The organism is Salinispora mooreana, from assembly GCF_000379065.1.
GTDB lineage: Bacteria > Actinomycetota > Actinomycetes > Mycobacteriales > Micromonosporaceae > Micromonospora > Micromonospora mooreana.
Window position 1 is genome coordinate 3,060,983 of record NZ_KB900614.1, and the last position, 25,972, is coordinate 3,086,954.

Here is a 25,972-nt window from a genome sequence, read left to right on the forward strand (position 1 = left end):
GTGGTGGAACCGGCGGCGGGGTCACCCCGCGGCCGGCGAGGGCGTCCCGCCCCGGGGATAGCCATTTGCGTGCCGGGCCCAGGGGGCCTGCATCTCGAACTGGCCGGCCACACCGAGCAGCAGAAGTTCGGACCCGGGCGGACCGACCAGCTGGACCGCCACCGGTAGCCCGTCCGGTCGGCGGCCGACCGGCACCACCAGTGCGGGCAGTCCGGCGACGTTCCACGGCGCGGTGTACGGGGCGTAGCGGAGGTTGGCCAGCACGTTCGCCCGCCAGGAACGAGCTGACCAGCCGACCGCCGCCGGGGGGATGCTCGCCAGGGCCGGGGTGAGCAGCAGGTCGATCGAGTGGTCGGTGAAGAGTCCGATCGAGCGCTCTCGCCAGGCCTCCCGGTCGGCTGGGCGTACGTACCCCCGGCGCTGCACCCACTCCCCGAGCCGGACGTGCTGGCGGCTGCGCTTCTGCAGGCTCCGCCGGTCCAGGCCAGCGGCCTGAACATCCGCGGCAGCCGCGGCGAACCAGGTGGCGAGGCCCTGTAGGCCGAGCGCCGTGGAGTAGCCCGGGTCGGCGGGCACGGTGTCGTGCCCAGCGGCGGCGAGCAGTCGACCGGCGGCGGCGACCGCGTCCCGGTTCGACGCGTCCGGCGAGAGGCCCCGCACCGGGGAGCGCAGGGACACGCCGACCCGGAGCCGGGCCGGCGGGACAAGTTTCTCCTGCCGACGGCCGGCGAGCGTCTGAAAGCCGACCGCCGCGTCGGCGACGGTGGTGGTCAGCACCCCGTGCTCGGTGAGGCCGAACCAGTCGTCCGCGCCGAGTTGGCAGGGCACCACCCCACGCCCGGGCTTGAGGCCGACCAGACCGCAGCAGGCCGCCGGGATCCGGACCGACCCGAGCCCGTCGTTGGCGTGGGCGATCGGCACCAGCCCAGCGGCCACGGCCGCGGCCGACCCCCCGGACGAACCGCCGGGGGTACGGCCGCGGTCCCACGGGTTTCGGGTCACCGCGGTCGAGTCGTCGGTCACCCCCCACAGGCCCAGCTCCGGCATTCGGGTGACGCCGAGAATCACCGCACCCGCACCGCGCAGCCGCCGGACCACCTCGTGGTCGGCCTCCGCCACCGGGGTCCGGGCTGCGGCCGAGCCGTTCCAGGTGGGCAGCCCGGCGACAGCGGTGTTCTCCTTCACCGCCACCGGCACCCCGGCCAGCGGAAGGTCAGCCAGGTCCTCCAGCTCGTCGACCTTCTCCGCCTCGGTGACCGCCGCACCGGCCCGCACCCGTCGGAACGCGGCCAGGTCGGGGTCGACCCGGGCGACGTGGTCGAGATGGTCGGCGACGACCTGGGTGGCGGAGATGTCGCCGCGGCGTACGCCGCGAGCAATCTGCTTGGCGGTCGCCCCCACCCAGGTCGGCACGATGTCCTGCACGGCCACCCTCCCCCAGCCCCGCGATCAGCCCAGCGCCTGCTCCAGATCAGCCAGCAGGTCGTCTACCGTCTCAATGCCGACAGACAGTCGCACGAGATCGCCGGGAACTTCAAGCGGCGAGCCGGCCGCACCGGCGTGTGTCATCCGACCCGGATGCTCGATCAGGGACTCCACCCCGCCGAGCGACTCGGCGAGCACGAACAGCCTCGCCCGGTTACAGATCTGTACGGCCTGCTCCTCGCCGCCGACCGCACGGAAGGAGATCATCCCACCGAAGCGACGCATCTGCTTCACGGCCACCTCGTACCCGGGGTGGGTGGGCAGGCCGGGGTAGCTGACCGAGGCGACCGACGGGTGCCCGTCCAAAAAGGTGGCGATCCGCTCGGCGTTGTCGCAGTGGCGATCCATTCGTACGCCGAGGGTCTTGATCCCGCGCAGGGTGAGCCAGGCGTCGAACGGCCCGTTGATCGCACCCATCGCGTTCTGGTGATAGCCCAGCTCGGCACCGAGTTCGGGATCGGCGACGACCAGCGCCCCACCGACCACGTCGGAGTGTCCACCGATGTACTTGGTCGTCGAGTGCACGACGACGTCGGCACCGAACGTGATCGGCTGCTGCAGGTACGGAGAGGCGAAGGTGTTGTCCACCACGAGCAACGCCCCCGCCTCGTGGGCGATCGCCGCGAGGGCGGCGATGTCGGCGATGCCGAGCAACGGGTTGGTGGGCGTCTCCACCCAGACGATCTTCGTCTGGCCCGGTCGAATCGCGGCCCGTACCGCGTCGGGATCGGAGACCCGGGCCGGGGTGTACGTCAGGCCCCAGCGCTCGGTGACCCGGGCGAAGAGCCGGTAGGTGCCACCGTAGGCGTCATCCGGGATGACCACGTGGTCGCCGGGGGTGCAGACCGCTCGCAGCAGGGTGTCCTCGGCGGCGAGGCCACTGGCGAAGGCGAGACCGACGGCACCACCTTCCAGCGCGGCCAGGCACTCCTGCAGGGCGTCCCGGGTCGGGTTGCCAGAACGGCTGTACTCGTAGCCCTGGCGGGGCGCGCCGACGGCGTCCTGCGCGTACGTACTGGTCTGGTAGATCGGGGGGATCACCGCACCGGTGCGGGCCTCCGGGGCCTGGCCGGCGTGGATGGCGAGCGTCTCGAAGCCGTTACTCATGACCGGAACGTTAGTCGGGCCCCGCTCCCCGGGACGCCGGTAGCCGTCGCCCTCCGGCGGTGGAGCCCGCTACCAGCAGGTGCACCGTAGCCCAGGCGGGTGGACCCCGCCTGGGCTACCCTGCCGAGGGATGAGCGGATGCGTGTTCTGCGGGATCGTGGCGGGCGAGGTGCCGGCGGTGCGGGTCGTGGACGAGTCGGACGGGGTGGCCTTCCTGGACACCCGGCCGGTCTTCAAGGGGCACCTGCTCGTGGTGCCGCGTCCCCACCTGGTCACGCTGGCGGACCTGCCGACAGAGGCGCTACCGGGCTACGTCGAGTTGGTTCGCCGACTCGCCGTCGCGGTCGAAGCCGGGCTGGGTGCGGGCGGCACGTTCGTGGCGATAAACACCAAGGTGTCGCAATCGGTTCCCCACCTGCACACCCATGTGGTGCCGCGGACCAAGGGCGACGGGCTGCGCGGCTTCTTCTGGCCCCGCACCCGCTACCGGGACGACGCCGAGGCGGCCAACCACGCCGACCGGATCCGGGCGGCGCTGCCGGGTGGCGCCTGAGCGCCGTCGTCGCGGGTAAGGAGGCCGTCGTCGCGGGTAAGGAAGGCGGGCCCGCCGGCGTTGCAGCCGGGGAAGGGTATGAGAGGAGTCCCACCGTGTTTCTGCGCCGTACGAAGGCCCAGCTGATCAGCCCGGAGGAGGCCCTGCCCGGCCGCCCGGTCGCGACGCCGGTCACCGAACCGCACGAGGTCTTGGGCACCCCGCTGACGGGCCCGTTCCCCGAGGGGACCGAGGTCGCCGTCTTCGGGATGGGGTGTTTCTGGGGTGCCGAGCGGCTGTTCTGGACGCTGCCCGGCGTGCGCACCACCTCGGTGGGCTACGCGGGCGGCTACACGCCGAACCCGTCGTACGACGAGGTCTGCTCCGGCCGGACCGGGCACGCCGAGGTCGTCCAGGTCAGCTACGACCCAACCAAGATCACTTATGAGGACCTGTTGAAGGTCTTCTGGGAGAACCACGACCCAACCCAGGGCATGCGGCAGGGCAACGACGTGGGCACCCAGTACCGGTCGGCGATCTACTCCACCACCGACGAGCAGCTGACCGCCGCGCTGGCGTCCCGCGACGCGTTCGCACCGGTGGTGGCCCGCGCCGGCAAGGGCGAGATCACCACAGAGATCAGCCCCCTCGGCGACTACTACCTCGCCGAGGAGCACCACCAGCAGCACCTCGCCCCGACCAAGAATCCCGGCGGTTACTGCAACCACGGCCCCAATGGACTGAGCTGTCCGGTTGGTGTCGCTCGTACCACTGACTGATGCGGGTGCGGGCGGGCCGCTTGGCCACGACCCGCCCGACACATCGCATTCCATAAATGGGTAGATCATCACATCGGGTGACGGCGGCAAATCCTCGCAGAGTGACCGCGCGTGACACGAACTGCCACCCTCATCCCCACAAACCATCACTCTGAGCAATGAGGGGAAGGAATTCTAGCAACCCTTTTACACGACCGTCATAGTCTCAACAGGCTAATCGCAATATCCTCTGGCAGCATGGGCTGACATGTGCGGACTTGCGGGAGAGTTTCGCCGTGATGGTTCCCGGGCCGATGTGGCCGCGGTGGAGCGCATGGCAGCCACGATGAGTGACCGAGGGCCGGACGACAGCGGGGTGTGGGCACAGGGAGCGATCGCCCTGGGACACCGCCGACTGAAGATCATCGACCTCTCGGCCGCCAGCGGACAGCCCGTCGTGGACGCCGCAGCCGGCCTGACCGGCGTCTTCAACGGCTGCATCTACAACTACCGGGAACTGCGGACCGAGCTACAGGCCAAGGGGCACCACTTCTTCTCCTCCGGAGACAGCGAGGTGGTGGTCAAGGCGTACGCCGAATGGGGCCCTGACTTCGTTGACCACCTCGTCGGCATGTTCGCCGTGGCGATCACCGAGCGGGACACCGGCCGGCTCGTGCTGGCCCGGGACCGGCTCGGCATCAAGCCGCTCTACCTGGCCGAGTCGCCGGGAGTGGTCCGCTTCGCCAGCACCCTGCCGGCGCTGCTGGCCGGTGGTGGCGTCAACACCGAGATCGACCCGGTCGCGCTCGCGCACTACCTGAGCTTCCACAGCATCGTGCCGCCCCCGCGCACCATCCTGCGCGGGGTGGCCAAGCTCCCCCCGGCCACCATCCGGGTCTACGAGCCGGACGGCCGCAGCCACGAGCGGGTCTACTGGAATCCGTCCTTCACCCGGCACCCCGAACGCGCCGGCTGGTCGGCGGAGGACTGGCAGGATGCGCTGCTGGGCGCACTGACCACCGCCGTACGGCGACGGATGGTCGCCGACGTACCGGTCGGCGTGCTCCTCTCCGGCGGCCTGGACTCGAGCCTGGTGGTGGCCCTGCTTGCCGGAGAGGGCCAGCGCGGCCTCTCCACCTTCTCCATCGGCTTCGACTCGGTCGGAGGTCGGGAGGGCGACGAATTCCGCTACTCGGACCTGGTGGCGAAGACCTTCGACAGTGACCACCACCAGATCCGCGTCCCGTCGCAGGACCTGGTGCCGCCGCTGGAGGCGGCGGTCGCCGCGATGAGCGAGCCGATGGTCAGCCATGACTGCGTCGCGTTCTACCTGCTCAGCCAGGAGGTAGCGCGGCACGTCAAGGTCGTCCAGTCCGGTCAGGGCGCGGACGAGATCCTGGGCGGCTACCACTGGTATCCGCCGCTGGCGCAGGTTGCGCGGGAGGAGGCGCTCGAGACGTACGCCCATGCGTTCTTCGACCGGAACGCGGCCGGGCTGGCGCGCGTACTCAACCCGGCCTGGCTGGCCGACGGTGACCCGGCACGCGAGTTCGTCGCCGCCCACCTGGCCCAGGCCGGGGCGCAGACCGCGGTCGACGCCGGCCTGCGGATCGACACACAGATCATGCTGACCGACGACCCGGTGAAGCGGGTCGACAACATGACCATGGCACACGGGCTGGAGGCCCGGGTCCCGTTCCTGGACCACGAGTTCGTGGAGCTCGCCGCGACCTGCCCGCCGGAGCTGAAGCTGGCCCAGGGCGGCAAGGGCGTGCTCAAGGAGATCGGCCGGCGGGTCCTACCGCATGAGGTCATCGACCGGCCGAAGGGCTACTTCCCGGTTCCGGGCCTCACCCACCTGGAGGGCAAGCTCCTCGACCGGGTCCGCGACGCGCTCTCGGCGCCGGAGGCTCGTCGTCGAGGGCTGTACCGCACCGACTACGTCAACGCGCTGCTCGACGACCCGAACGCCGAACTGACCCCGTTGAACGGAAACAAGCTGTGGCAACTCGGACTCCTGGAAATGTGGCTCCAGAACCACGGAATCGGTTGACCGTGTCGGGAACCCTCGCGACCGGGGTAGCGCTGGCAGATCAGCTCCGCGGCCGGAGCCGTCGGTTCGAGCGGGTCGGCCCCGGCGGCGACCCGGTGGCCGCCGCGGCAACCCCCGCCAGCCCGGCCGTCGCACCCGCGGCGGAGCACGTCGCCGACGCGCCCGCAGCGGGCGTCGTGCTCGACTGCGGCTGGGGCCGGTTGGTGTTCGGCCAGACCTACGCCGACCAGGCGGCCGTCGCCGACGTGTTGCGCTCGGAGGCTGCCGGCGCCCGGGACATCTGCATCTACCTGGACGACCCGCACGTACTCGTCTCCCGGCTGCCGGACGAGCTGTTCATCGACCCGTCGCTGACCTTCCGGCTGCCGCTGCACGGCGAAGGGCTCGCGGCCCCGGAGATCCCCGGCCTGCGGATCCGGCCGCTGCGGGACGCGCAGGACGCCGAGGACGTCAACCGGATCTATGCGGCCAACGGCATGGTGACCGCTCCGGTGGAGGTACTGGTCACCAACGCCGCCACCGACACTTTCCTGCACCTGGTCGCCGAGAACGCGACCGGCGAGATCGTCGGCACCATCACCGGGGTGGACCACGTCGCCGTCTTCGACGACCCGGACGGCGGTGCCAGCCTCTGGTGCCTGACCGTGGACTTCAACGCCGCGCCGCCCGGCACCGGGCAGGCGCTGATCACTGAGCTGGCGGCCCGGTTGGTCGACCGGGGACGGGCGTACGTGGACCTCTCGGTGCTCGCCGAGAACGAGGGCGCGATCCGACTCTATGAGCGGCTCGGCTTCTACCGCGTCACCGCGCTCTGCGTGAAGCGGAAGAACCCGATCAACGAACGGCTCTTCCTTCCCGCCATGCCGGAGGGGTACGACGAGCTCAACCCGTACGCGCAGATCGTCGCGGACGAGGCGATGCGCCGGGGCATCCGGGTGGAGGTGACCGACCCGACCTGGGGTGAGCTGCGGCTGACCAGCGGCGGCCGGACGATTCTCACCCGCGAGTCGCTCTCCGAGCTGACCTCGGCGGTGGCGATGAGCCGCTGTGACGACAAGCGGGTCACCCGCCGGATCCTCGCCCAGGCCGGGCTCTCCGTGCCGCGGGGCCGGACAGCCACCGGGGACGGGGACGACACCGCGTTCCTGGCCGACGTCGGCGAGTTGGTGGTGAAGCCGGCCCGGGGCGAGCAGGGCAAGGGAATCACCGTCGGGGTACGCACCGCCGAAGCCCTACACACGGCCGTCGAGATGGCTGCCCGATACTGCCCGGAGGTGCTGCTCGAGGAGTTGCGCGCCGGTGAGGATCTGCGCGTGGTCATGATCGATCATGAGGTGGTGGCGGCCGCGGTGCGCCGACCAGCGTCGATCATCGGCGACGGGGTGCACGACATCGCTGAGCTGATCAAGCGGCAGAGCCGCCGTCGGGCCGCCGCGACCGGCGGCGAGTCCCGCATCCCACTGGACGAGATGACCCGCGAGGTGGTCGCCGAAGCCGGGTACGCCCTGGCCGACCTCCTGCCGGAGGGCGAGCTACTGGTCGTCCGCCGGACCGCCAACCTGCACACCGGTGGCACGATCCACGATGTCACCGCGGAGCTGCACCCGGAGATCGCCGAGGCGTGCGTGGCCGCGAGTAGGGCGCTGGACATCCCGGTGACCGGGCTGGACCTGTTGGTACCCGCCGCGGAGGACCCCGAGCACGTCTTCATCGAGGCGAACGAGCGACCCGGCCTGGCCAACCACGAGCCGCAGCCGACCGCCGAACGCTTCGTCGACCTACTCTTCCCCGGGACCCGGGCCCCGCAACGCCTCTGGTCCCCGGCGGGTGCGGCAAGCTCTGGAGTATGACCCCGAACCAGCCCACACCCCTCCCGCTCGACCTCGACTACCTACGCCACGTCCTGGTGGAGCTACTGGAGATCCCGAGCCCGTCCGGGCGCACCGACCACGTACAGCAGTACGTGGGCGAGCGGCTGGCGGCGCTCGGGATCCCGTCCACGCTGACCCGACGCGGCGCGCTCAGCGCCTACCTGCCGGGCCCCCGGACGACTGGGGCCGACCGAGCGATCGTGGTGCACACCGATGTCATCGGCGGGATGGTGAAGCGGCTCAAGGAGAACGGGCGGCTGGAACTCCAGCCGATCGGCACACACAGCGCACGCTTCGCCGAAGGCGCCCACGTACGGGTCTTCACCGACCACCTGGATCGGGTGGTCACCGGTCAGGTGCTGCCGCTGAAGGCCAGTGGGCACCGCTACAACGACGCGGTGGACTCCCAGGGCATCGGCTGGGAGCTGGTCGAGGTCCGGGTGGACGAACCGGTGGATGATGTCGCCGGCCTCCGCGCGCTGGGGGTGGACGTGGGTGACTTCGTGGCGCTCCTACCCAACCCGCAGGTCACCCCCGCCGGATACGTGAAGTCCCGCCATCTGGACGACAAGGCGGGCGTGGCGGCGGTGCTGACCGCCTGCAAGGCGTTGGTTGACGCCGGAGTCACCCCGGCGGTCAGTGCACACCTGTTGATCACGGTCACGGAGGAGATCGGCCACGGCGCCTCACACGGGCTGGATCCGGATGTAGCCGAGATCGTCTCGGTGGACGCGGCCGTGGTCGCCCCCGGCCAGCAGTCCCGGGAGGACGCGGCGACCCTGGCGATGGGCGACGGGGTGGGTCCGTTCGACTACCACCTGACCCGCAACCTGGCGGCGATCGCCCGCGAGAACGGCGTCGACCTGGTCCGTGATGTCTTCGACAACTACCGTTCCGATGTCGCGGCGGCGGTCGAGGCCGGAGCGCACGCCCGGGTGGCGCTGCTCGGGTTCGGGGTGGACGCCACCCACGGCCATGAGCGCACTCACCTGGACGGGCTACGCCATCTGACCCAGCTGCTCTGCCTCTACCTCCAGAGCGACCTGGTCTTCCCGGAGTGGGATGCGGAGCCCGCGGGTGAGCTCGCGAACTTCCCGTCGCTGGCCGTGCAACCCGCGCAGGAGGACGGACCGCGCCAGGGCCCGATCGGCCTGCACCGCCGCGCCTGAGGACGCCCCCACCCGGCCGGACCAGCACTGGCGGACTTCGCGAATCCGATTCGCCGCCCCGCCAGCTTGTGATCGAAATCCGTTGCCCCGGACCCAGCGCTCTGGATAGCGTGACGGTACACGGGAAAGGAGGTGGTCCAGACTTGTATAGCAATCGGACTCGTGAGGTGGCTGCCCGCTAGCCGCTGTCCTCGACAGTCGCCCACCCCGCCGGGTGGGCAGCAAAGATCGTCGAGACCGTGTGGCAGCGGTGCGGCGAATCCATGACAGCCACCCGACCCCCGGGGTGCCGGCCCAGTCCAGCCGGCCCGCGCGTCAGCGCGGAAGCCCCGGGGGTCGTTCATTCCCCGGCAGTGCCAGTGCGGTCCGCACCACCAAGACGGTTCGCGCAGCCGAGACAGTCCGAGCCGGGGCAATCCAGCCGGTCAGCTCAGTCGGGAGGGCGGCATGTCGATGCGGGAACTGGTGGTGCTCGGGACGGCCAGCCAGACGCCGACCCGCGCCCGAAACCACAACGGGTATGTCCTGCGCTGGGACGACGAGGTAATCCTCTTCGATCCGGGTGAGGGTAGCCAGCGGCAGTTGCTGTACAGCACGGTGACCGCCACCGACCTGACCCGGATCTGTGTCACGCACTTCCACGGCGACCACTGCCTCGGGCTTCCCGGCACGATTCAGCGGCTCTCCCTGGACCGGGTGCCCCACCCGGTCGCGGTCCATTTTCCGGCAGGCGGTACCGAGTACTTCGCCCGGCTGCGGCACGCGTCGAGTTTTTACGAGACCGCCGAGCTGGCAGTCGCGCCGGTTGACACGGACGGGCAGCAGATCGCGATCCGCGGCGGCACGCTGGAGGCCCGCCGGCTCCGGCACCCCGTCGAGACCTACGGGTACCGGCTCATTGAGCCGGACGGGCACCGGATGTTGCCGGAGCGGCTCGCCGCCCACGGTATCGCCGGCCCGGCCATCGGCGAGCTGCTGCGCATCGGCCACCTCGACGTGGCGGGACACCGCGTCACCCGGGAGCAGATGAGTGTGCCGCGGCCGGGCCAGCGGTTCGCGTTCGTCATGGACACCGGCCTCTGCGACGCGGTGTACGCCCTCGCCGACAAGGCCGACCTCCTGGTCATCGAGGCCACCTTCCTGGCCTCGGAGGCCGCGCTCGCCGCCGAGGTGGGGCACCTCACCGCGGGGCAGGCGGCGCAGGTCGCCACCGAGTGCGGGGTACGCCGCCTCGTGCTCACCCACTTCTCCCAGCGCTACCCGGACCTGAGCCGCTTTGTCGCCGAGGCCCGGGAGCACTTCGCGGGTGATCTGGTGGTCGCCGAGGACCTGATGACCGTGCCGGTCCCGCCTCGACGGGTACCCTCGGCACGGTGACTGTCACGCTCCGCCCCGGGAGGGCGGACGACCTGCTCGCGGTCGGGGCGCTACACCAACGTTCCCGAGCCGCCGCCTACGCCCCCTTCCTGACCACCGAGACGCTGGCCGAGCCGACCCCGGCGGCGCTGGGGCAGTACTGGCATGAACGTTGGAGCCACGAGCGGGCCGACCACCTGCTGACCGTGGCGGAACGGGACAGCCAGCTGGTCGGCTTCAGTTACCTGGGCCCGGACGACCAAAGGGACCCCGCCACCGGGCTGCTCCACGCGGTCCACCTGGAGCCGGCGGAGCGGGGCCGCGGGCTGGGCCGGATGCTGATGGCCGCCGCCCTGGCCGAGATGCGCGCCCGTGGCTGGCGAGTCGCGGCGCTCTGGGTGTTGCGGCAGAACGGGCCGGCCCGTCGCTTCTACGAGCAGGGCGGGTGGCGGCCGACCGGCGTCACCGAAGAAGAACTGGTCGGCTCGACCCCCGCCGTACTGCTCCGCTACCGGCGGGAGTTGTAGCTCCGGTAGGACGAGGTGTCCGGCAGGGCCCCTGCCCACGCCCAGGTCGGCGAGGGCCCTGCCGGCTGACCCAGCCTCCGTCAGTGGGAACCGAGGTGGGCGAGCAGGTCCTGCCGGGTGAGAACCCCCTTCGGTTTGCCATCGATCAGCACCAGAGCGGCGTCAGACTTCTCCAACAGGGCCACCGCCTCGCTGACCGGCTGCCCGCCGCCGATCATCGGCAGTGGCGCGGCCATGTGCCGCTCGATGGTGTCGTGCAGCTGCGCCTGGCCGGTGAAGAGCGCGTCGAGCAGGTCCCGCTCCGCGACCGACCCGGCCACCTCGCCGGTTACCACCGGCGGTTCGGCCTTCAGTACCGGCAGCTGGGAGACGCCGTACTCGCGCAGGTAGTCGATCGCGTCGCGGATCGTCTCGGTCGGGTGCACGTGCACCAGCTCCGGCAGCCCACCCGGCTTGCCAGCGAGCGTCTCGGCGATGGTCGGCTCGCTGCCAGAGTTGTCCAGGAAGCCGTATCGGGCCATCCACGAGTCGTTGAAAATCTTGGACAGGTAGCCGCGCCCCCCGTCCGGCAGCAGCACCACGATCACGTCGTCCGGACCGGCCGCACGGGCCACCTCCAGCCCCGCGACGACCGCCATCCCGCAGGAGCCACCGACCAGCAGCCCCTCGGTCCGGGCCAGCCGGCGGGTCATCTCGAACGACGCCTTGTCGGAGACCTCAACGATCCCGTCGGCGATCTCCCGGTCGTAGGTCTCCGGCCAGAAGTCCTCACCAACCCCCTCGACCAGGTACGGCCGCCCGGTGCCACCGGAGTAGACCGACCCCTCCGGGTCAGCGCCGATCACCTTGACCCGGCCCGCCGACGCTTCCTTCAGGTAGCGCCCGACACCGGAGATCGTGCCACCGGTACCGACCCCCGCGACGAAGTGGGTGATCCGACCCTCCGTCTGCGCCCACAGCTCCGGGCCGGTGGTCTCGTAGTGGGAGCGGGGGTTTGCCGGGTGGGCGTACTGGTTGGGCTTCCAGGCGCCGGGGATCTCCCGGGCCAGGCGATCGGAGACGTTGTAGTAGGAGCGGGGATCCGCGGGCGCGACAGCGGTCGGGCAGACGACCACCTCGGCGCCGTATGCACGCAGCACGTCCTGCTTGTCCTGGCTGACCTTGTCCGGGCAGACGAAGACGCACCGATAGCCTTTGAGCTGGGCTACCAGCGCCAGCCCGACCCCGGTGTTTCCACTGGTCGGCTCGACGATCGTGCCGCCCGGCCGGAGGATCCCCGCCTGCTCGGCGTCCTCCACCATGCGCAGGGCGATCCGATCCTTGACCGACCCGCCGGGATTGACGTACTCCACCTTCACCAGGACGGTCGCCTGGATGCCCTCGGTCACGTTGCGCAGGCGTACCAGCGGAGTGTTCCCGATCAACTCGACGACGTTGTCGTAGTACTGCACCTGGTTGTGCCCTTCTCCTCCGGTGCCGCCGGATGGCGGCCGGGCAGACGAATACGGATGTCGCGCTCAGCCTACGTCCCGTCAGCCCGCCATCTCGCCCGGGACGACCGAAGCCTGCCGTGCCTCCCACTCCAGAAACCGCTCGGTCTCGGCGAGTACGCTGCCGGCGAGCCAGGTGACCATGACCGCGTCGTCGGCCAGCCCGAGCAGCGCCAGCCCAAGCTCCGGCAGCACATCGACCGGCGAGACGATGTACGCCGCGGCGGCGGTCATCAGCGCCAGCCGAAGGCCCCCGTCATACCGTCCCCGGACGGTCGCCAGGATCATCCGAGGCAGCGCCGCCACCCGCGCCCCAACTCCGGGCCCACCTCGTACGCCGACCACGAGCGCCCGGGCCAACGCGAGAAACGCCGCCCGTCGGTGCAGTGTCTTCCCCATCTGCTCACTCCTTCCCCTACGCCAGCGTGCCGCCCCGGCACAAGCCGGCCTGGTGCCGTTCCCGGCAGCAGGGAGCCGTCACGGCGCGGTGTTCGGTGGCGGGTTCGCGTAATGTCGGTGCATGGGGATCGCTGATTCCGTTGTCCCGGCCGGTCCACGCTGGCAGGTCGCCTGGCGCGTCACCCGACTGGTCGTGCTCGGCGCGGTCACCACGGCCGCCGCCGCCGCGACCGCGGGCGGTGTCCTGATCGGCCAGGCCCGGCAGGCGCGACGAAGCATCCCGCCGGCCGAGGCACCGCCACCGCGCTGCGATGGAGTCTACGGGGCAAAGCTGCCCGGCCCAGCGGTCACCATGGTCGTACTGGGCGACTCCTGCGCGGCCGGCTACGGCGTGCACCGCCGGCGGGAAACCCCGGGCGCGCTGCTCGCCACCGGGGCTTCCCGCCGGCTACACCGACCGGTCCGGCTGCACCGGTTCGCCGTGGTGGGGGCGCTCTCCGCCGTGCTGCGCCACCAGGTCGAGGCGGCGCTCGAAGCCCGACCCGACGTCGCTGTCATCCTGATCGGCGGTAACGATGTCACCAACCGCACCCCGCCCGCCGTGGCCGTGCGTTACCTGATCGAGGCGGTGACCACGCTTCGCGCCGCTGGCTGTGCGGTGGTCGTCGGCACCTGCCCGGACCTGGGGGCGATCCGCCCCATCCAGCCGCCACTGCGCTGGCTCGCCCGCCGCTGGAGTCGCCAGCTCGCCGCCGCCCAGACGGTCGCCGTGGTCGAGGCGGGCGGCGCGACGGTCTCGCTCGGCGACCTACTCGGACCCCGGTTCACCGCCGAGCCGGGCCGAATGTTCGCGTGGGACCGATTCCACCCGTCGGCTGAGGGCTACGCGATGGCCGCGGCAGCGCTGCTGCCGACGGTCCTCTCCGCCCTCGGGGCAGGGCCGGAGCGGGGGGCTGAGCCAGCACGGACCCGAGGCGTACGGTCGCTGCCGGAGGCCGCCCAGGAGGCAGCGCGGCACGCGGGGACCGAGGTCAGCGGCGCCCAGGTTCGGGGCCACGACCGCGGTCCGGCGGGCCGGTGGGCGCAGCTGCGCCGACGGGCCTTCTTCGGTGCCGTGACCCAGTCCGACCCGGTCGTGGACCCACCCCCCAGTGGAGGGGATGGCATGCAGGAGCGGAGCAATGAGCACGGGGTGGTGGCACCGTGACCGGCCGCTTCCGCTCGGGCCTCTCCCGTCGGCTCGGGCGGGCCACGGCCGGCTGCTTCGTCGCCGCGGCGGTGGGGGGTGCCGCCCTCCTCACTGGACAGGCATTCGCCGCCCGACACCGGCGCTACGCCCAACCCGAGCTGGGGCTCGCCCTGCGCGCCACGGTCGGCCAAGCCGACGCTCCCCCGCTGCGGCTCGTGCTTCTCGGGGACTCGTCCGCGGTCGGGGTCGGCGTGCGCCGGCTGGCGGAGACCGTCGGTGGTCAACTCGCCTACCTGCTCGCTGAGGGGCCGGCCGGGCGGCTGGTGCACCTCTCCAGCGTGGGCGTCTCGGGCTCCCGCTCCGCGGATCTGGCCACCCAGGTCGCTCGGGCGCTGCTCGGGGAGCGACCCGACGTGGCGGTGATCCTGATTGGCACGAACGACGCCACCACTCTCCATCGATCGACTGACGCCGCTGCCTGCCTCGGGGTCACGGTGCACCGGCTCCGTGCGGCGCGGGTCGAGGTCGTGGTCGGGACCTGCCCCGACCTCGGCGCGGTACGCGCGATCGCGCCCCCGCTACGGCACCTGGTCGGCTGGTCCGGTCGGCGGACGGCGCGCGCACAGACCCTCGCGGTGCTCACCGCCGGTGGGACGGTGGTGGATCTCGCCACTGAGGCCGGTCCAGTCTTCCGCGCCGATGCGGGCACGTTCTGCCACGACGGCTTCCACCCGTCCGCCGACGGGTACCGGGTCTGGGCGCACGCTCTCTTCCCCGCGGTTGCCGCTGCCGCGACGATGGCGGCTCGGCACGGTCGGCCGCGGTGACATTTCGCGGGTCCGGCACCGCTTCCGGCCGATGTTACTGACCGATTAGGTTTGGCCCATGCCGATTGAGTCGTCCCGCGACGCTGTCATCGTCGCCACCGCCCGCTCCCCCATCGGCCGGGCCCGCAAGGGGTCCCTGCGCGAGTTCCGCCCCGATGACCTCACCGCCACCATCGTGCAGGCCGCCCTGGACAAGATCCCCCAGCTCGACCGGAGTGAGATCGACGATCTGTACCTGGGCTGTGGTCTGCCCGGCGGTGAGCAAGGCTTCAACCTGGCCCGCGTGGTCGCCACCCTGATGGGGCACGACGACCTGCCCGGAGCCACCCTGACCCGCTACTGCGCCTCGTCCCTGCAGACCACGCGGATGGCGATGCATGCGATCCGGGCAGGCGAGGGTGACATCTTCGTCTCCGCCGGCGTCGAGACCGTCTCCCGGCACGCCCGGGGCACCTCCGACGGTCTGCCGCCGGAGGCACAGACGCTGGTCGGTGGGGGCTGGGAGAACCCCCGCTTCAGCGCCGCGCGGGAGCGTTCGACGGCACGCGCCAAGGGCGGGGCCGAGGTGTGGACGGACCCGCGTGACTCCGGCGACCTGCCCGACATCTACCTGGCCATGGGGCAGACCGCGGAGAACCTGGCCCAGATCCACGGCGTGACCCGGGCCGAGATGGACGAGTTCGGCGTACGCAGTCAGAACCGCGCCGAGCAGGCGATCGCTGCGGGGTTCTGGGCTCGGGAGATCACCCCGGTGACCACCCCGGACGGCACCGTGGTCAGCGCCGACGACGGTCCCCGACCCGGTGTCACCCTCTCCGCCGTCGCTCAGCTGGATCCGGTCTTCCGGCCCGACGGCCGGATCACCGCCGGCAACTGCTGCCCCCTCAACGACGGCGCCGCCGCCGTAGTGGTCATGAGCGCGCAGCGGGCGAGTGAGCTCGGGGTCACCCCCCTGGCGCGAATCGTCTCGACCGGCGTGACCGCACTCTCGCCGGAGATCATGGGACTCGGCCCGGTCGAGGCGTCGAAGCAGGCCCTGAAGCGGGCTGGGATGACCATTGGCGACGTGGACCTGGTGGAGATCAACGAGGCCTTCGCCGCACAGGTGATCCCCTCCTACCGACAGCTGGGCATAGCGGAGGAGAAGCTGAACGTGATGGGCGGTGCCATCGCCGTCGGTCACCCGTTCGGCATGACCGGCGCGCGGATCACCGGCACCCTGCTCAACGCCCTGAGGTGGCACGACGCGACGATCGGCCTGGAGACGATGTGCGTCGGCGGCGGCCAGGGCATGGCCATGGTGATCGAACGTTTGAACTGAGGTTTCGGGAGCCGGCCCGCTGTGGGCCGGCTCCGCTGGTGGCCCTCCACTGACTGCCCTCGGCGGGTCGCGCGGGCTACCCTCAGAGGGCCGCGCGGGTCGCCGTGACCACGCTGGTGGCCTGCGCGAGTACGGCGTCCGATGCCGTTGCGGCAAGCAGATCGGCCGTCACGACCCGCAGCTGATCCGGCAGGGCAAGGTCGTGATCGAGTCGGGGCACGACCCGGCGCGGCCGCGCCTCAGCGTCGGCGGCCAGATTCGCGAGCTCCTGCACAAGCCGGTGCACGAGGTCGGCCCGGGAGACATTTCCGCCGGCAGCGCTGGCGGCCCACCGTGGCTGTTGCCAGTGCCCCACCTGGCGCACGATCAACTCCACCGTCCGCCTCAAGTCCCCGGCCTGGTCCACGCCGCCGAGTCTACGCCGGCCCCGTCGGCAACCTGCTCGGCAACGTCGCTGACCAGCTTCGTCGCTGTCGGGCTCCCCGGGGAGCAGCGGCCCGCGATCGACACGTGGAAACGGCGATGTCCGGCCCGCTCACGGGCCGGGCATCGCCGTTGCCCGCGGAGACGATCAGTCGTCGCCCTGGAAATAGCTCAACAGTCGAAGGATCTCGATGTAGAGCCAGATGAGGCTCACCAGGATGCCGAAGGCGGCGACCCAGGAGTAACGCTGCGGCAGCCCCATCCGGACGCCGTCCTCGACCTCCTTGAAGCTCAGCACGAAGCTGAGCGCCGCCACGACGATGACGACGAGGCTGAATCCGATCGCCAGCGGGCTGCCGTCGCGCAGCCCGGTGTTGATGCCGAAGAGCGACAACACCAGGTTGATCATGATGACCGCGAAGAGGCCGGCCATCACCGCGACCATGCCCTTGACGAACTTCGGGGTGGCCCGGATGGCCTTGGCCCGGTAGAGCATCGCCATCAGGAAGAAGACGCCGAAGGTGGCCACGACCGCTTGGAGCACGATGCCGTCGTAGAGCGTCTCAAAGTACTTACTGACGGCACCAACAAGCACGCCTTCGACGACGGCGTACGCGACAACCAGCGCCGGGTTCGCCATCCGCGAGAACGAAATGATCAGGCCGAGCACCAGGCCGACCATGGCGGCACCGATCCACGCGACGCCGAGCAACGCCTCCGGGATCATCACCCACGCGGCGGCGGCGACCACGCCGAGGATGCCGAGTAGGCTGACCGTCTTCACTACCACGTCGTCAACCGTCATGGTGTTGACGGTCGGCGGCGCGGCCGGGTAGCCGGCCTGCGTCGGGTACTGCTGGGGGTAGCCGGGCTGTCCGTACGGCCCGGTCGGGGCGTACCCGGTGGCCCGCTCACGCTCGGCCGCTTGGCCGAGCCGGGCGAGCACCGGGTTCGAGGTCTTCACTGTCAGGCCTCCCTCAGGGGGTCGTTGCACGTCAACGTGCAGCATCAAGGATAAACGGCCAACAGGATTCGTGGAGATCGCACAGTGTGGCGGCGTTGGACGACGCTCCGACGGCGGCTGACCGCAGGTGCCCGGGGCGGGGATCGAACCCGCATGCCTTGCGGCAGCCGCTTTTAAGGCGGCCGTGTCTGCCATTCCACCACCCGGGCGGGTGTCACCGGCACGCCGACACGCGACGGTGCAGTGCCACCGTAGCCGGTCTGCGGCCAGCAGGCGTACCCGCGGTCCCGGGCGCCCGGGCTTCGCCCGCCCGTCGCGGGCGCCGCGCCGCCCGCCGAGCCCTGCACCGCCGCTAGCGGGGGCTGACCGGCTGGGACGCCTCGACGAACTCCTCGCGCGGATCATGCAGCTGGCCGAGCGCGACAGCCTCACGCTTGAGGAAGAACGCCAACGTCCAGTCGGCGACCACTCGAACCTTTCGGTTCAGCGAGGGGATCCGGCTCATGTGGTAGGTCCGGTGCATGAACCAGGCGGGCAGGCCCTTCATCTTGATGCCGTACACCTGCGCGACCCCCTTGTACAGGCCGAGGCTGGCGACGCTGCCGGCGTGCTGGTGCCGATAGGGGACCGGCTCCAGGCCTCGGATGACGTTGACGATGTTGTCGGCCATCCGGTTCGCCTGACGTACCGCGTGCTGGGCGCTCGGCGAGCAGTAGCTGCCGGGCTCCTTCGTCAGATCCGGCACCGCGGCGCAGTCCCCCGCGCTCCAGGCGTCCGCCAGCACCTGATCACCGTCAACGACCTGCAGTGTGGGCCGACAGGTGATCCGCCCCCGCTCGTCGCGGGGGAAGTCGGTCGCGTCCAGCATCGGCGAGGGCTTCACCCCGGCCGTCCAGACGATCGTGTCGGCCGGGAAGCTGTCTCCGTCGGAGAGCTTTACCAAGCCGTCAACGCAGGACTCCAGCCGGGTACCCAACCGAATGTCCATTCTGCGCCGGAGGAGCTGCTGCACCGTGTAGGCACCCATGTCCGGATCAACCTCGGGCAGCACCCGCTGCGTCGCCTCGACGAGCACCCACCGCATGTCGTCCGGGTTCAGCTCCGGGTAGTACCGCAGCGCGCTCCGGGTCATATCCTCCATCTCGGCGAGCGCCTCGATGCCGGCGTAGCCGCCGCCGACGAAGACGAAGGTCAGGGCCCGCTGGCGCAGCGCTGGATCCGGCGTGGCGGCGGCGACATCGAGCCGGTCCAGCACATGGTTGCGCAGGTAGATCGCCTCGCCGATGGTCTTGAACCCGATGCCGGACTCGTGCAGCCCGGGAATCGGCAGGGTCCGGGAGACCGAGCCGGGGGCGATGACCACCTGGTCGTACCGGATCTCGCGGGACGGACCGGCGATCGGCTGGACCGACGCGGTCTTGGTGGCGTGGTCGATCCGAGTGACCGCGCCCACGACGACGGTGCACCGGCGCAGCTCCCGCCGCAGCGGCACCACCGAATGCCGGGGCGAGATGCTCCCCGCCGCCGCCTCTGGAAGGAATGGCTGATAAGTCATGTGGGGCTGCGGGTCAACCACGACAACCTCAGCCTCCCGCGGGCCGAGCTTCTTCGACAGCCGCAGCGCCGCGTAGAGACCGACGTGTCCGGCACCCACCACAAGGATCCGCTTCGGATTCACTCCACTATCTTTCCCCGCCGACCCGGTAAATCCCCGGCCGCGGAGCCTGTTGTGACTGAGCACAACCCATGAACCCACCTAAACCGAACATACACCCCCTCAGCGCCGGCGGAGTAGCCATCCCAGTAGCACAGTCACCAGCACCGCCACCACCAGCCCGGCCACCGTCACCACCTGTAGTCCCTGCGCTCCACCGACCCACGCCAGCTCAACCAGGAGCACGGCCAGCACCGCCGTGCCGAGCAGCACGGCGACCGCCCGCAGCAGCCAGCGCAGAACCAGAGCCGGACCCACCACCGCGTCGTACGGCAGCACGGCCACGAGCGCGCACAGGGTGTGGCTGAGATAGAGCGCCGCCGCCACGGCGAGCAGCCGCCAGAGCGCGACCGGCCGATCGTAGCCATCAATGGCCACCACCCATCCGCCCACGGTCAGCAGGGCGACGACGGTCGGCCAGAACCGCCGTGGCCCCACCGCCGGCAGCAGCGCCACCACCGGCGCCACCAGCGGCTGACCCCGCAGGACCTCCACCGGATACGCGAGCACCAACCCGACCAGCGCACTGAGGAAGATGCCCGCCCGGAGCAACAACGGCAGCAGGGTGATCCGGGCTACCGCGCGCCGGGTCACGCGGATCCGGCTGACCACGGCGCTCATCGTCGCCCGCCCTCGGCTCGGTCCAGCCGGCTCACCGGGCCCCCGCTCTCGGCGCAGTCGCCAGCCGGGCCACGTCCCGCAGCACCTCATCCAGGCTGCCCGCGCCGGCCCACCGCACCACCGGCACGCCGTGTTCCCGCAGCTGGCGCAGCATCGTGTCCCGATCCAGCCGCCACAGCCGGTGCGCTGCCTCCGACCAACGCCGCTCCCGCGACGGAGCCAGATCAGCGGGGAGCGTGTCCACCGCCACGACGAAGCGCCCCGACCAGGCCAGCCGGGCCAGCATCTGCGCGGATCGTTCGTCCAGCAATGGCGTGAGCACCACCACCAACGCATCCGAGGAGAGCAGCTGCGCTCCGAAAACCGAGTCGTACAGCTCGTGCGGGGAGGACTGGGGATGCACGTCGAGCAACCACTCCAGCACCGTCAGGTAGTGACGGCGGCCGGTGGCCGGACGTAACCGACGGCCGGCCGGACCGTACTCCAGCATCGACACCCGGTCCCCCCGGTGCAGGTAGTGCTCCGCGATCGCCGCAGCGGCCCGAACCGTCGTGTCCAGCACCGAGGCAGCACCCCCGACGCCACCGGAGCGGCCCGCCTCGGCGAGCACGTCGAGCAGCAGTACCACCTCGGCGTCCCGATCGGAGAGGGTGGCCGCGACGTGCAGCTGCCGGGCCCGCAGCGAGACCCGCCAGTCCACCCGACGCAGCCGGTCACCGGGGCCGAAGACCCGTACGCCGGCCAGCTCACCCCCTTCGCCGGGGCGGCGCGAGTGGTGCGCGCCGACCAGGCCCGCCGCGCGGGGCATCGCCTCCACCGCGTCGAAGGGATCAGTCACCGGGTAGGTACTGACCGAGACCGCCTCGGCCACCACCGTGCGGGAGACCAGTAGTCCGAGCGCGGCGCAGGCCTGGACCCCGACGGGTCCCAGCGGATGCCGTCCCCAGCGGCGCACGGTGCCGGCGAGGTCCACCTCGACCAGGGCACCAGCCGGTACGGCGCTCGCCAGGGGACGGTCGACGACCGACTGTCCGCCGCGCGACGCGGCGGCCACCGCCGTACCGGCGATGGTCACCCGATCGATCCGCAACCAGCGCGACGCTCGGCCCTGCAGCAGCACGAGGTCATAGTCGACCGGTTCCGGATTACCGACGGTGACCTGCCCGGAGAGCTCGCCCCCCTCCACCTGGTTCCCCTCGGCGGCGGAGAGCTGCACCTGCGGCAACGCGGCGGGCCGGCGGCGCAGGGCGTACGCCGTGCCGATCGCGAACGGGGCGGCCAACACGACCAGGTCAACCCGCCCGAGCAGCACGCCGGCGATCAGGAGCAGACCGGTCAGGAGCACCGCCCGGCCGAATGCCCAGGTCGGCGTCCAGCCACCGGTGCGCTCCGGCGGTGACGGCGCGGTGGACGAGGGCATCAGCGGACGGGCAGGCCGGTGGCGTAGCTGGGCAACGCACCGCTGGCCGGAGCCGGGGTGTCCGCCAGCACCTCGTCCACAACGACGGCCGGAGCGACCCGACGCAGCCACAGCTCCGGACGGAGTGTGATCCGGTGTGCCAGCGCCGGCACCGCCACCTCCTTGACATCCTCCGGCACCACATAGTCCCGCCCGGCCATCACCGCCCGGACCCGCGCCAGCAGCAGCAGCGCCAGCGAGCCGCGCGGGGAGGCACCGACCAGCACCGAGGGATGCTCCCGGGTAGCCCCGGCAAGCGCGACCAGGTATCGACCGATCGAATCCTCCACCACCACGTCCTCCAGCGCGGCCTGCATCGCGCGCAGCGTCGCGGCGTTCACCACCGGCGTGATCTCCGCCTCCTCACGGCGGCGGGAAATACGGCGGCGCAGCACCTCCCACTCCTCGCCGGGCTCGGGATATCCGAAGGAGACCCGCAGCAGAAAGCGATCCAGTTGGGCCTCGGGCAACGGGTACGTGCCCTCGTACTCGACCGGGTTGGCGGTCGCGAGCACATGGAACGGCTCATCCAGCCGGTAGGTGACGCCCTCCACCGAGACCTGCTTCTCCTGCATCGCCTCCAGCAGCGCGGACTGGGTCTTCGGCGGAGTGCGGTTGATCTCGTCGGCGAGGAGCAGGTTGGTGAAGACCGGCCCGGCGCGGAACGCGAAGTCCCCGCTGCGCTGGTTGTAGAGGAAAGAGCCGGTGACATCGGCGGGCAGCAGGTCCGGAGTGAACTGGAGACGCCGGAAGTCGAGCCCGAGGGCCTGGGCGAAGGACCGGGCGGTCAGCGTCTTACCCAGCCCGGGCAGGTCTTCGAGCAACACGTGCCCGCCGGCCAGAATCCCGGCGAGGACCAGCTCCAGCGCCTCCCGCTTTCCGACCACAACCTCACCCACGGCGTCCAGCACCGCGTGGGCGAGGTGGCCGACCTCCGTGGCGGGTAGCTTCCGGTCCACGTCGTTCATCACAGTTTCTCCAGTTCGGCGACGATCGCCGCGAGCTCGCGCGGCGGCGGCGGGCGGCGAGGCGGGTGCTCCAGGAAGGTCGACAGCCGAGCACCGAGCAGTACGCGGGCGCGAGCGGGATCCGACCCGCGGGTCACCCCGTGCCGCAGCCGGATCCGTTCGTCGGCCAACTCGCCGAGCCGGGGCAGGATGGTCCCGTTGAATCGCTCGGCCCGGCTGGCCGCCCAGCCCAGCGGATTCTCCCAACTGTTGATCGCCACGCGCAGCGCGTCATGCTGGTCGCCACGGCTCCCGGGGAGCTCGGCCGGGTCGAGCAGGGCCGGGGGGACGGCCGGCGACGCCGGCGGTGGACGGAGCGCCCGGACAACCTGGCGCACCGCGAAGAGCGCGAGTACGCCAGCGACCAACACCGGCAACGACACCTGGAGCCCGACCGCACGCAGACCGGCGACCACCACGACCACCACGGCCCCGACGCCAGCCAGGTTACCCAGCAACAGCCGCAGCGGCCGGCCGCGAGCCGAACGCCGGTGTGGGCTCCGCTGCGGGCGCCGCTCCTCCTCGACGCTGAGCAGGTCGTCGATGCTGGTGCCACTCACCGCGCCACCTCCTCGTACCCGGTCCGGAGCCGTCGGGTGGTCACGACGGCCCCTCCCCGCTCGCGTCGGCCAGCGCGGTCAGCTCCCCGCGGAGCCGGCGCAACGCGGCCCGCGCCTGGTCCCGGGTACGCTCGTCCACCGGCCGGGTAGCGTAACGCGCCTCCCGGTATACATGTGCGAATTCGGCCAGCACGTCGGCGCTGGCGATCGCGGGCACCCCGGCGGCCGGATCGCCCCGTAAGAGGCGAACCACCAGCTCGGTGGGGGTGTCGCCAGCCAGTTGACGCACCCCGGCGCCGGCGGCGGCCTCCTCCAGCCGGACCCAGCAGGCGATCACCACCGTACGCGGATCGGTGCCGGTGTCATCGAGGTCAACCAGGCCGGCGTCGAGCGCGGCGACGACCTCCCGGGCCGTGCCTTCGGCCGTGCGCGGGACCCGCCGCTCGGACCGGCGCCGAGCACTTCGGCGCAGCACACTGCGCAGGAGCGTCCCGGCAAGGAAGCCGGCGACGGCCAGCCCGGCCAGCCCGAGCAGCACAAGGAGTGCGGTTCGCAGCCAGTCGGGGCGTTGCTGGCTGTTCAGCTCACCCGCGTCGCGTGGCTCTACCGGTATCGATGCGACCGGCTCGACCGTCGGGTACTCCGGGACGAGCGGCAGCTGTTCGGCCGCGGGAGGGACGCGGCTCGCCCCGAGCGATGAATGGGCGGCAGCGGCGGTGGCGGCGGCCAGCAGGAGCAGCACCGCCGCGATCGGCCACCACCGGCGCAGCAGACCGCTGTCGGCGGGAACCGAGGGTACGGATCGGTGCGTCCGGTCCGTCATCCCATTGCCCCGCAGCCCTTACTCCACCCCGGCCAGTCGCTTCGCCCGGGCGAACACGTCGTCCAGCATCCCTGGTGTCAGCCGCCCGGTAAAGGTGTTCTGCTGGCTGACGTGGTAGCAGCCGAGCAGATCCGGTGCGGCGCTCCCGGACCAGTGTGCCCCATGCCTGAAAGCGGGTCGCGGGCTGGGCGGGGGCATCCCGTACACCCGGCGCAGGGTTGGCCACCAGGCGGCCCAGGCGAAGGCGCCCAACACGACCACCACCCGCAGGGTCGGCCGGAGCAACGCGACCTCGCGGTGCAGCCACGGCTGGCAGGTGTCACGCTCGCCCGGGGTGGGCTTGTTGCCCGGTGGCGCGCAGCGCACCGCCGCGAAGACTCGGGTGTGGCGCAGGGTCAACCCGTCGTCGGCGGCGACGCTGGTCGCCTGGTTGGCCAGCCCGGCCCGGTGCAGTGCGGCGAAGAGGACGTCGCCGGAGCGGTCGCCGGTGAAGACCCGGCCGGTCCGGTTGCCACCGTGCGCGGCCGGCGCGAGGCCGAGGAGGGCGATGCGGGCCCTCGGGTCGCCGAAGCCGGGCACGGGGCGCCCCCAGTACTCCTGCTCCCGGAAGGCCGCGCGTCGAGTGCGAGCCACCTCCTCCCGCCACTCGACGAGGCGGGGGCAGGCGAAGCAGTCGCTGATCGCCGCATCGAGCGCGGTGAGGCTGGTCGCCGCCGCCGCACTCCCGGTTACCTGCTCGGCGGTACGTGGCCCGGTGGCGACCACGGGTACCTGCGGCACGCCCCGTGTCCCGGCGGGTGTTCCGCCGGGACACGCCGATCCGTGGTCAGCCAAGCTTCGCCCGGAGGAGTTCCAGAGTGCGGGCCCACGCCGTGGCGGCGGCCCGTTGGTCAAAGTTCTCCGGCCGGTCCTCGTTGAAGAAGGCGTGCGCGGTGCCCGGGTAGTCGTAGGTCCGGCAGGTGCCGCCACCGGTCTCGATCGCCCGACGAACGAACTGCACTCCCGGGTCGGCGGAGGTGCCGTCGGCGTCACAGCAGTGGATGGCGGCGGCCCTGCCCGCGTACTCCGTCCACTCCGGGCGCATCCCCTTTCCGGGCAGCCGGGGATAGAAGGCTGCGGTCGCCGCGATCCGCTCGGTCCGGGTAACGGACCAGAGCGCCAGGCTGCCGCCGGCACAGAAGCCGACGCAACCGATCTTGCCGGCAACCTCCGGCCGGCCTGCGAGGTAGTCCGCCGCGGCGGCGACGTCCGCCGCGGCGGCGTCCAACTGCCCGCTGTTGAGTAGTTGCCGGGGTTCGTCCGGCTTGTTGGCCGGCCCGCCATGCCGCAGGTCCGGGGCGAGGGCGACGAAGCCGGCCTCAGCGAAGCGGTCAACGACCGCTCGGACGTGCGATGCCAGGCCCCACCAGTCCTGGATCACAATGACCGCCGGGCTGGCCGTACCGCCGGGCGGTACCACGAGATACCCCTCGCCCGTACCATCGTTGCACCGGTACGTCACCATGTCGCCCATCGGCCGTCCTCCTAGCGGTCAGTCATCGTTGGCTGGTCGCCCAGTGGTCCTACGTGCCGGTAGCCTGCCACGCCACGCGGGCCCCGGGAAGACGCCGGAGAAGTGGCGTTCACCTCCCAAATACCAGTCGATGACCCCGGTACGGCGACGGCGGCGCGGTGTACCGCGCCGCCGTCGTCGTACTCCCGAACGTCGCTCAGGAGTTGGTGGTCAGGCAGAGCAGATAGCCCGTCTCGCCCGGCACGATGTTGCTGAAGATGTAGTATTCCTCGTTCTCCTGGAAGAACTGGTCACACGCTTCGCCGGACTCGGCCTGCGCCTCGGTCTGATCGTCCACCCGCCCGACCACCTTGTACGTCGCCTCGGCGGAGGCACAGTCGACGACCTTGCCACCGTCGACCTCCTCCAGCTCGTCGCCGATGGTCGTGGGTAGTTCGGCGATGCAGTCACCAGCCTTGGCTTCCGCGGTCTCGTCTGCCCCACCGAGCACCGTGCCGAGGCCGAACTTGAGGCCAACGATCACCAGGAACGCGGCGATCGTACCAACGATGCCGAGAACCTTCTTGCGGCCAGACTTGGGAGCTGGCTCTGGCGCCGGGGCCGGGGCCGGGGCCGGGTCACCAGCCTGGGCTGCGCCGGTTGGCGGCTGGGCGCCAACCGGCTGCGGGGCGTCGGGTTGGGCGGGGGGTACGACCTGCTCCGGCACGAGTTTTCCTTCCAGGGGTTAGTAGTGCGGAGGACACCGTAGACGATCAACAGCGCTGGTATTGACCCCACAGCCTCGTCCCTTCGGCCATTTCATCG

Annotated in this window: 25 protein-coding genes and 1 tRNA gene; 10 read left to right on the top strand and 16 right to left on the bottom strand. The window is 71.3% G+C overall.

Annotated elements, in window-relative coordinates; genetic code table 11:
- Window positions 1-21: 21 nt before the first annotated feature.
- Window positions 22-1,431 (bottom strand): amidase, encoded by a 1,410-nt coding sequence (locus SALPAC6_RS0114610; RefSeq protein ID WP_018254138.1) that lies wholly within the window; start codon window positions 1,429-1,431, stop codon window positions 22-24.
- An 18-nt stretch (window positions 1,432-1,449) separates the two neighbouring features.
- Window positions 1,450-2,592: a cystathionine gamma-synthase gene (locus SALPAC6_RS0114615; RefSeq protein ID WP_018254139.1), complete on the bottom strand. Its 1,143-nt coding sequence runs from the start codon at window positions 2,590-2,592 to the stop codon at window positions 1,450-1,452.
- Between the two features lie 142 nt (window positions 2,593-2,734).
- On the opposite strand from SALPAC6_RS0114615, the gene SALPAC6_RS0114620 reads away from it, so the two are divergent.
- The 7 genes from SALPAC6_RS0114620 (at window position 2,735) to SALPAC6_RS0114650 (ending at window position 10,858) form a co-directional block, all read left to right on the top strand.
- Window positions 2,735-3,145, top strand: a complete 411-nt coding sequence (locus tag SALPAC6_RS0114620; RefSeq protein WP_018254140.1) for an HIT family protein — start codon at window positions 2,735-2,737, stop codon at window positions 3,143-3,145.
- 95 nt (window positions 3,146-3,240) lie between these two features.
- A complete protein-coding gene (msrA, locus tag SALPAC6_RS0114625) occupies window positions 3,241-3,903 on the top strand; it encodes a peptide-methionine (S)-S-oxide reductase MsrA (protein ID WP_018254141.1) in 663 nt (220 codons plus the stop codon).
- A gap of 247 nt (window positions 3,904-4,150) precedes the next feature.
- Window positions 4,151-5,935, top strand: coding sequence for an N-acetylglutaminylglutamine amidotransferase (locus tag SALPAC6_RS0114630; protein ID WP_026189682.1), 1,785 nt, complete (start codon window positions 4,151-4,153; stop codon window positions 5,933-5,935).
- A gap of 2 nt (window positions 5,936-5,937) precedes the next feature.
- Window positions 5,938-7,785 (top strand): N-acetylglutaminylglutamine synthetase, encoded by a 1,848-nt coding sequence (gene ngg / locus SALPAC6_RS0114635; protein ID WP_018254143.1) that lies wholly within the window; start codon window positions 5,938-5,940, stop codon window positions 7,783-7,785.
- Complete coding sequence (locus SALPAC6_RS0114640; RefSeq protein WP_018254144.1) at window positions 7,782-8,975, top strand: osmoprotectant NAGGN system M42 family peptidase; 1,194 nt, start codon at window positions 7,782-7,784, stop codon at window positions 8,973-8,975. The genes ngg and SALPAC6_RS0114640 overlap by 4 nt, the downstream gene beginning before the upstream one ends.
- Before the next feature lie 447 nt (window positions 8,976-9,422).
- Entirely contained in the window at window positions 9,423-10,352 is a 930-nt protein-coding gene (locus SALPAC6_RS0114645) for a ribonuclease Z (RefSeq protein ID WP_018254145.1), read from the top strand.
- On the top strand, window positions 10,349-10,858 hold the full coding sequence (locus SALPAC6_RS0114650) for a GNAT family N-acetyltransferase (protein WP_018254146.1): 510 nt from the start codon (window positions 10,349-10,351) through the stop codon (window positions 10,856-10,858). Before SALPAC6_RS0114645 ends, SALPAC6_RS0114650 begins: the two co-directional genes overlap by 4 nt.
- Before the next feature lie 80 nt (window positions 10,859-10,938).
- On the opposite strand, the gene SALPAC6_RS0114655 is transcribed toward SALPAC6_RS0114650, so the two are convergent.
- Entirely contained in the window at window positions 10,939-12,309 is a 1,371-nt protein-coding gene (locus tag SALPAC6_RS0114655) for a cystathionine beta-synthase (protein ID WP_018254147.1), read from the bottom strand.
- Window positions 12,310-12,390: 81 nt separating this feature from the next.
- On the bottom strand, window positions 12,391-12,747 hold the full coding sequence (locus SALPAC6_RS0114660; RefSeq protein WP_018254148.1) for a DUF1232 domain-containing protein: 357 nt from the start codon (window positions 12,745-12,747) through the stop codon (window positions 12,391-12,393).
- Window positions 12,748-12,868: 121 nt separating this feature from the next.
- Between SALPAC6_RS0114660 and SALPAC6_RS0114665 the strand changes: the two genes are divergently transcribed.
- Genes SALPAC6_RS0114665 through SALPAC6_RS0114675 form a run of 3 tightly spaced genes read left to right on the top strand, consistent with a single transcriptional unit; the run spans window position 12,869 to window position 16,084 of the window.
- Window positions 12,869-13,954: an SGNH/GDSL hydrolase family protein gene (locus SALPAC6_RS0114665; RefSeq protein WP_018254149.1), complete on the top strand. Its 1,086-nt coding sequence runs from the start codon at window positions 12,869-12,871 to the stop codon at window positions 13,952-13,954.
- A complete protein-coding gene (locus SALPAC6_RS0114670; RefSeq protein WP_018254150.1) occupies window positions 13,951-14,763 on the top strand; it encodes an SGNH/GDSL hydrolase family protein in 813 nt (270 codons plus the stop codon). The genes SALPAC6_RS0114665 and SALPAC6_RS0114670 overlap by 4 nt, the downstream gene beginning before the upstream one ends.
- A 58-nt stretch (window positions 14,764-14,821) precedes the next feature.
- Window positions 14,822-16,084: an acetyl-CoA C-acetyltransferase gene (locus SALPAC6_RS0114675; RefSeq protein ID WP_018254151.1), complete on the top strand. Its 1,263-nt coding sequence runs from the start codon at window positions 14,822-14,824 to the stop codon at window positions 16,082-16,084.
- An 82-nt stretch (window positions 16,085-16,166) separates the two neighbouring features.
- Here SALPAC6_RS0114675 and SALPAC6_RS0114680 read toward each other — a convergent pair whose 3' ends face one another.
- The 12 genes from SALPAC6_RS0114680 to SALPAC6_RS0114735 all read right to left on the bottom strand — a co-directional run bounded on the left by SALPAC6_RS0114680 (window position 16,167) and on the right by SALPAC6_RS0114735 (window position 25,874).
- On the bottom strand, window positions 16,167-16,490 hold the full coding sequence (locus tag SALPAC6_RS0114680; RefSeq protein WP_018254152.1) for a hypothetical protein: 324 nt from the start codon (window positions 16,488-16,490) through the stop codon (window positions 16,167-16,169).
- A 165-nt stretch (window positions 16,491-16,655) separates the two neighbouring features.
- On the bottom strand, window positions 16,656-17,471 hold the full coding sequence (locus SALPAC6_RS0114685; protein WP_018254153.1) for a Bax inhibitor-1/YccA family protein: 816 nt from the start codon (window positions 17,469-17,471) through the stop codon (window positions 16,656-16,658).
- Window positions 17,472-17,599: 128 nt separating this feature from the next.
- A tRNA-Leu gene (locus SALPAC6_RS0114690) sits at window positions 17,600-17,680 on the bottom strand.
- Window positions 17,681-17,823: 143 nt separating this feature from the next.
- On the bottom strand, window positions 17,824-19,149 hold the full coding sequence (locus SALPAC6_RS0114695; protein WP_018254154.1) for an NAD(P)/FAD-dependent oxidoreductase: 1,326 nt from the start codon (window positions 19,147-19,149) through the stop codon (window positions 17,824-17,826).
- Between the two features lie 99 nt (window positions 19,150-19,248).
- Window positions 19,249-19,806 (bottom strand): hypothetical protein, encoded by a 558-nt coding sequence (locus SALPAC6_RS0114700; protein WP_018254155.1) that lies wholly within the window; start codon window positions 19,804-19,806, stop codon window positions 19,249-19,251.
- 31 nt (window positions 19,807-19,837) lie between these two features.
- The gene (locus SALPAC6_RS0114705; RefSeq protein WP_018254156.1) at window positions 19,838-21,226 is read right to left on the bottom strand and encodes a DUF58 domain-containing protein; all 1,389 of its coding nucleotides are present in this window, start codon (window positions 21,224-21,226) and stop codon (window positions 19,838-19,840) included.
- Entirely contained in the window at window positions 21,226-22,233 is a 1,008-nt protein-coding gene (locus tag SALPAC6_RS0114710; protein WP_018254157.1) for an AAA family ATPase, read from the bottom strand. The genes SALPAC6_RS0114705 and SALPAC6_RS0114710 overlap by 1 nt, the downstream gene beginning before the upstream one ends.
- Window positions 22,233-22,832, bottom strand: coding sequence for a hypothetical protein (locus SALPAC6_RS0114715; RefSeq protein WP_018254158.1), 600 nt, complete (start codon window positions 22,830-22,832; stop codon window positions 22,233-22,235). The genes SALPAC6_RS0114710 and SALPAC6_RS0114715 overlap by 1 nt, the downstream gene beginning before the upstream one ends.
- A 40-nt stretch (window positions 22,833-22,872) precedes the next feature.
- Window positions 22,873-23,655, bottom strand: a complete 783-nt coding sequence (locus tag SALPAC6_RS0114720; protein ID WP_018254159.1) for a DUF4129 domain-containing protein — start codon at window positions 23,653-23,655, stop codon at window positions 22,873-22,875.
- A gap of 18 nt (window positions 23,656-23,673) precedes the next feature.
- Window positions 23,674-24,435 (bottom strand): uracil-DNA glycosylase, encoded by a 762-nt coding sequence (locus SALPAC6_RS0114725; RefSeq protein ID WP_018254160.1) that lies wholly within the window; start codon window positions 24,433-24,435, stop codon window positions 23,674-23,676.
- A gap of 46 nt (window positions 24,436-24,481) precedes the next feature.
- Complete coding sequence (locus SALPAC6_RS0114730; protein ID WP_018254161.1) at window positions 24,482-25,168, bottom strand: dienelactone hydrolase family protein; 687 nt, start codon at window positions 25,166-25,168, stop codon at window positions 24,482-24,484.
- Between the two features lie 196 nt (window positions 25,169-25,364).
- Window positions 25,365-25,874, bottom strand: coding sequence for an LppU/SCO3897 family protein (locus SALPAC6_RS0114735; RefSeq protein WP_018254162.1), 510 nt, complete (start codon window positions 25,872-25,874; stop codon window positions 25,365-25,367).
- Window positions 25,875-25,972: the final 98 nt, after the last annotated feature.

Coding starts and splice junctions, on each gene's coding strand:
- SALPAC6_RS0114660 (WP_018254148.1), bottom strand. CDS start 12,747: ATGGGGAAGACACTGCACCGACGGGCGGCGTTTCTCGCGTTGGCCCGG.
- SALPAC6_RS0114640 (WP_018254144.1), top strand. CDS start 7,782: ATGACCCCGAACCAGCCCACACCCCTCCCGCTCGACCTCGACTACCTA.
- SALPAC6_RS0114710 (WP_018254157.1), bottom strand. CDS start 22,233: ATGAACGACGTGGACCGGAAGCTACCCGCCACGGAGGTCGGCCACCTC.
- SALPAC6_RS0114720 (WP_018254159.1), bottom strand. CDS start 23,655: ATGACGGACCGGACGCACCGATCCGTACCCTCGGTTCCCGCCGACAGC.
- SALPAC6_RS0114675 (WP_018254151.1), top strand. CDS start 14,822: ATGCCGATTGAGTCGTCCCGCGACGCTGTCATCGTCGCCACCGCCCGC.
- SALPAC6_RS0114705 (WP_018254156.1), bottom strand. CDS start 21,226: ATGCCCTCGTCCACCGCGCCGTCACCGCCGGAGCGCACCGGTGGCTGG.
- SALPAC6_RS0114730 (WP_018254161.1), bottom strand. CDS start 25,168: ATGGGCGACATGGTGACGTACCGGTGCAACGATGGTACGGGCGAGGGG.
- SALPAC6_RS0114630 (WP_026189682.1), top strand. CDS start 4,151: ATGTGCGGACTTGCGGGAGAGTTTCGCCGTGATGGTTCCCGGGCCGAT.
- SALPAC6_RS0114700 (WP_018254155.1), bottom strand. CDS start 19,806: ATGAGCGCCGTGGTCAGCCGGATCCGCGTGACCCGGCGCGCGGTAGCC.
- SALPAC6_RS0114615 (WP_018254139.1), bottom strand. CDS start 2,592: ATGAGTAACGGCTTCGAGACGCTCGCCATCCACGCCGGCCAGGCCCCG.
- SALPAC6_RS0114645 (WP_018254145.1), top strand. CDS start 9,423: ATGTCGATGCGGGAACTGGTGGTGCTCGGGACGGCCAGCCAGACGCCG.
- SALPAC6_RS0114665 (WP_018254149.1), top strand. CDS start 12,869: ATGGGGATCGCTGATTCCGTTGTCCCGGCCGGTCCACGCTGGCAGGTC.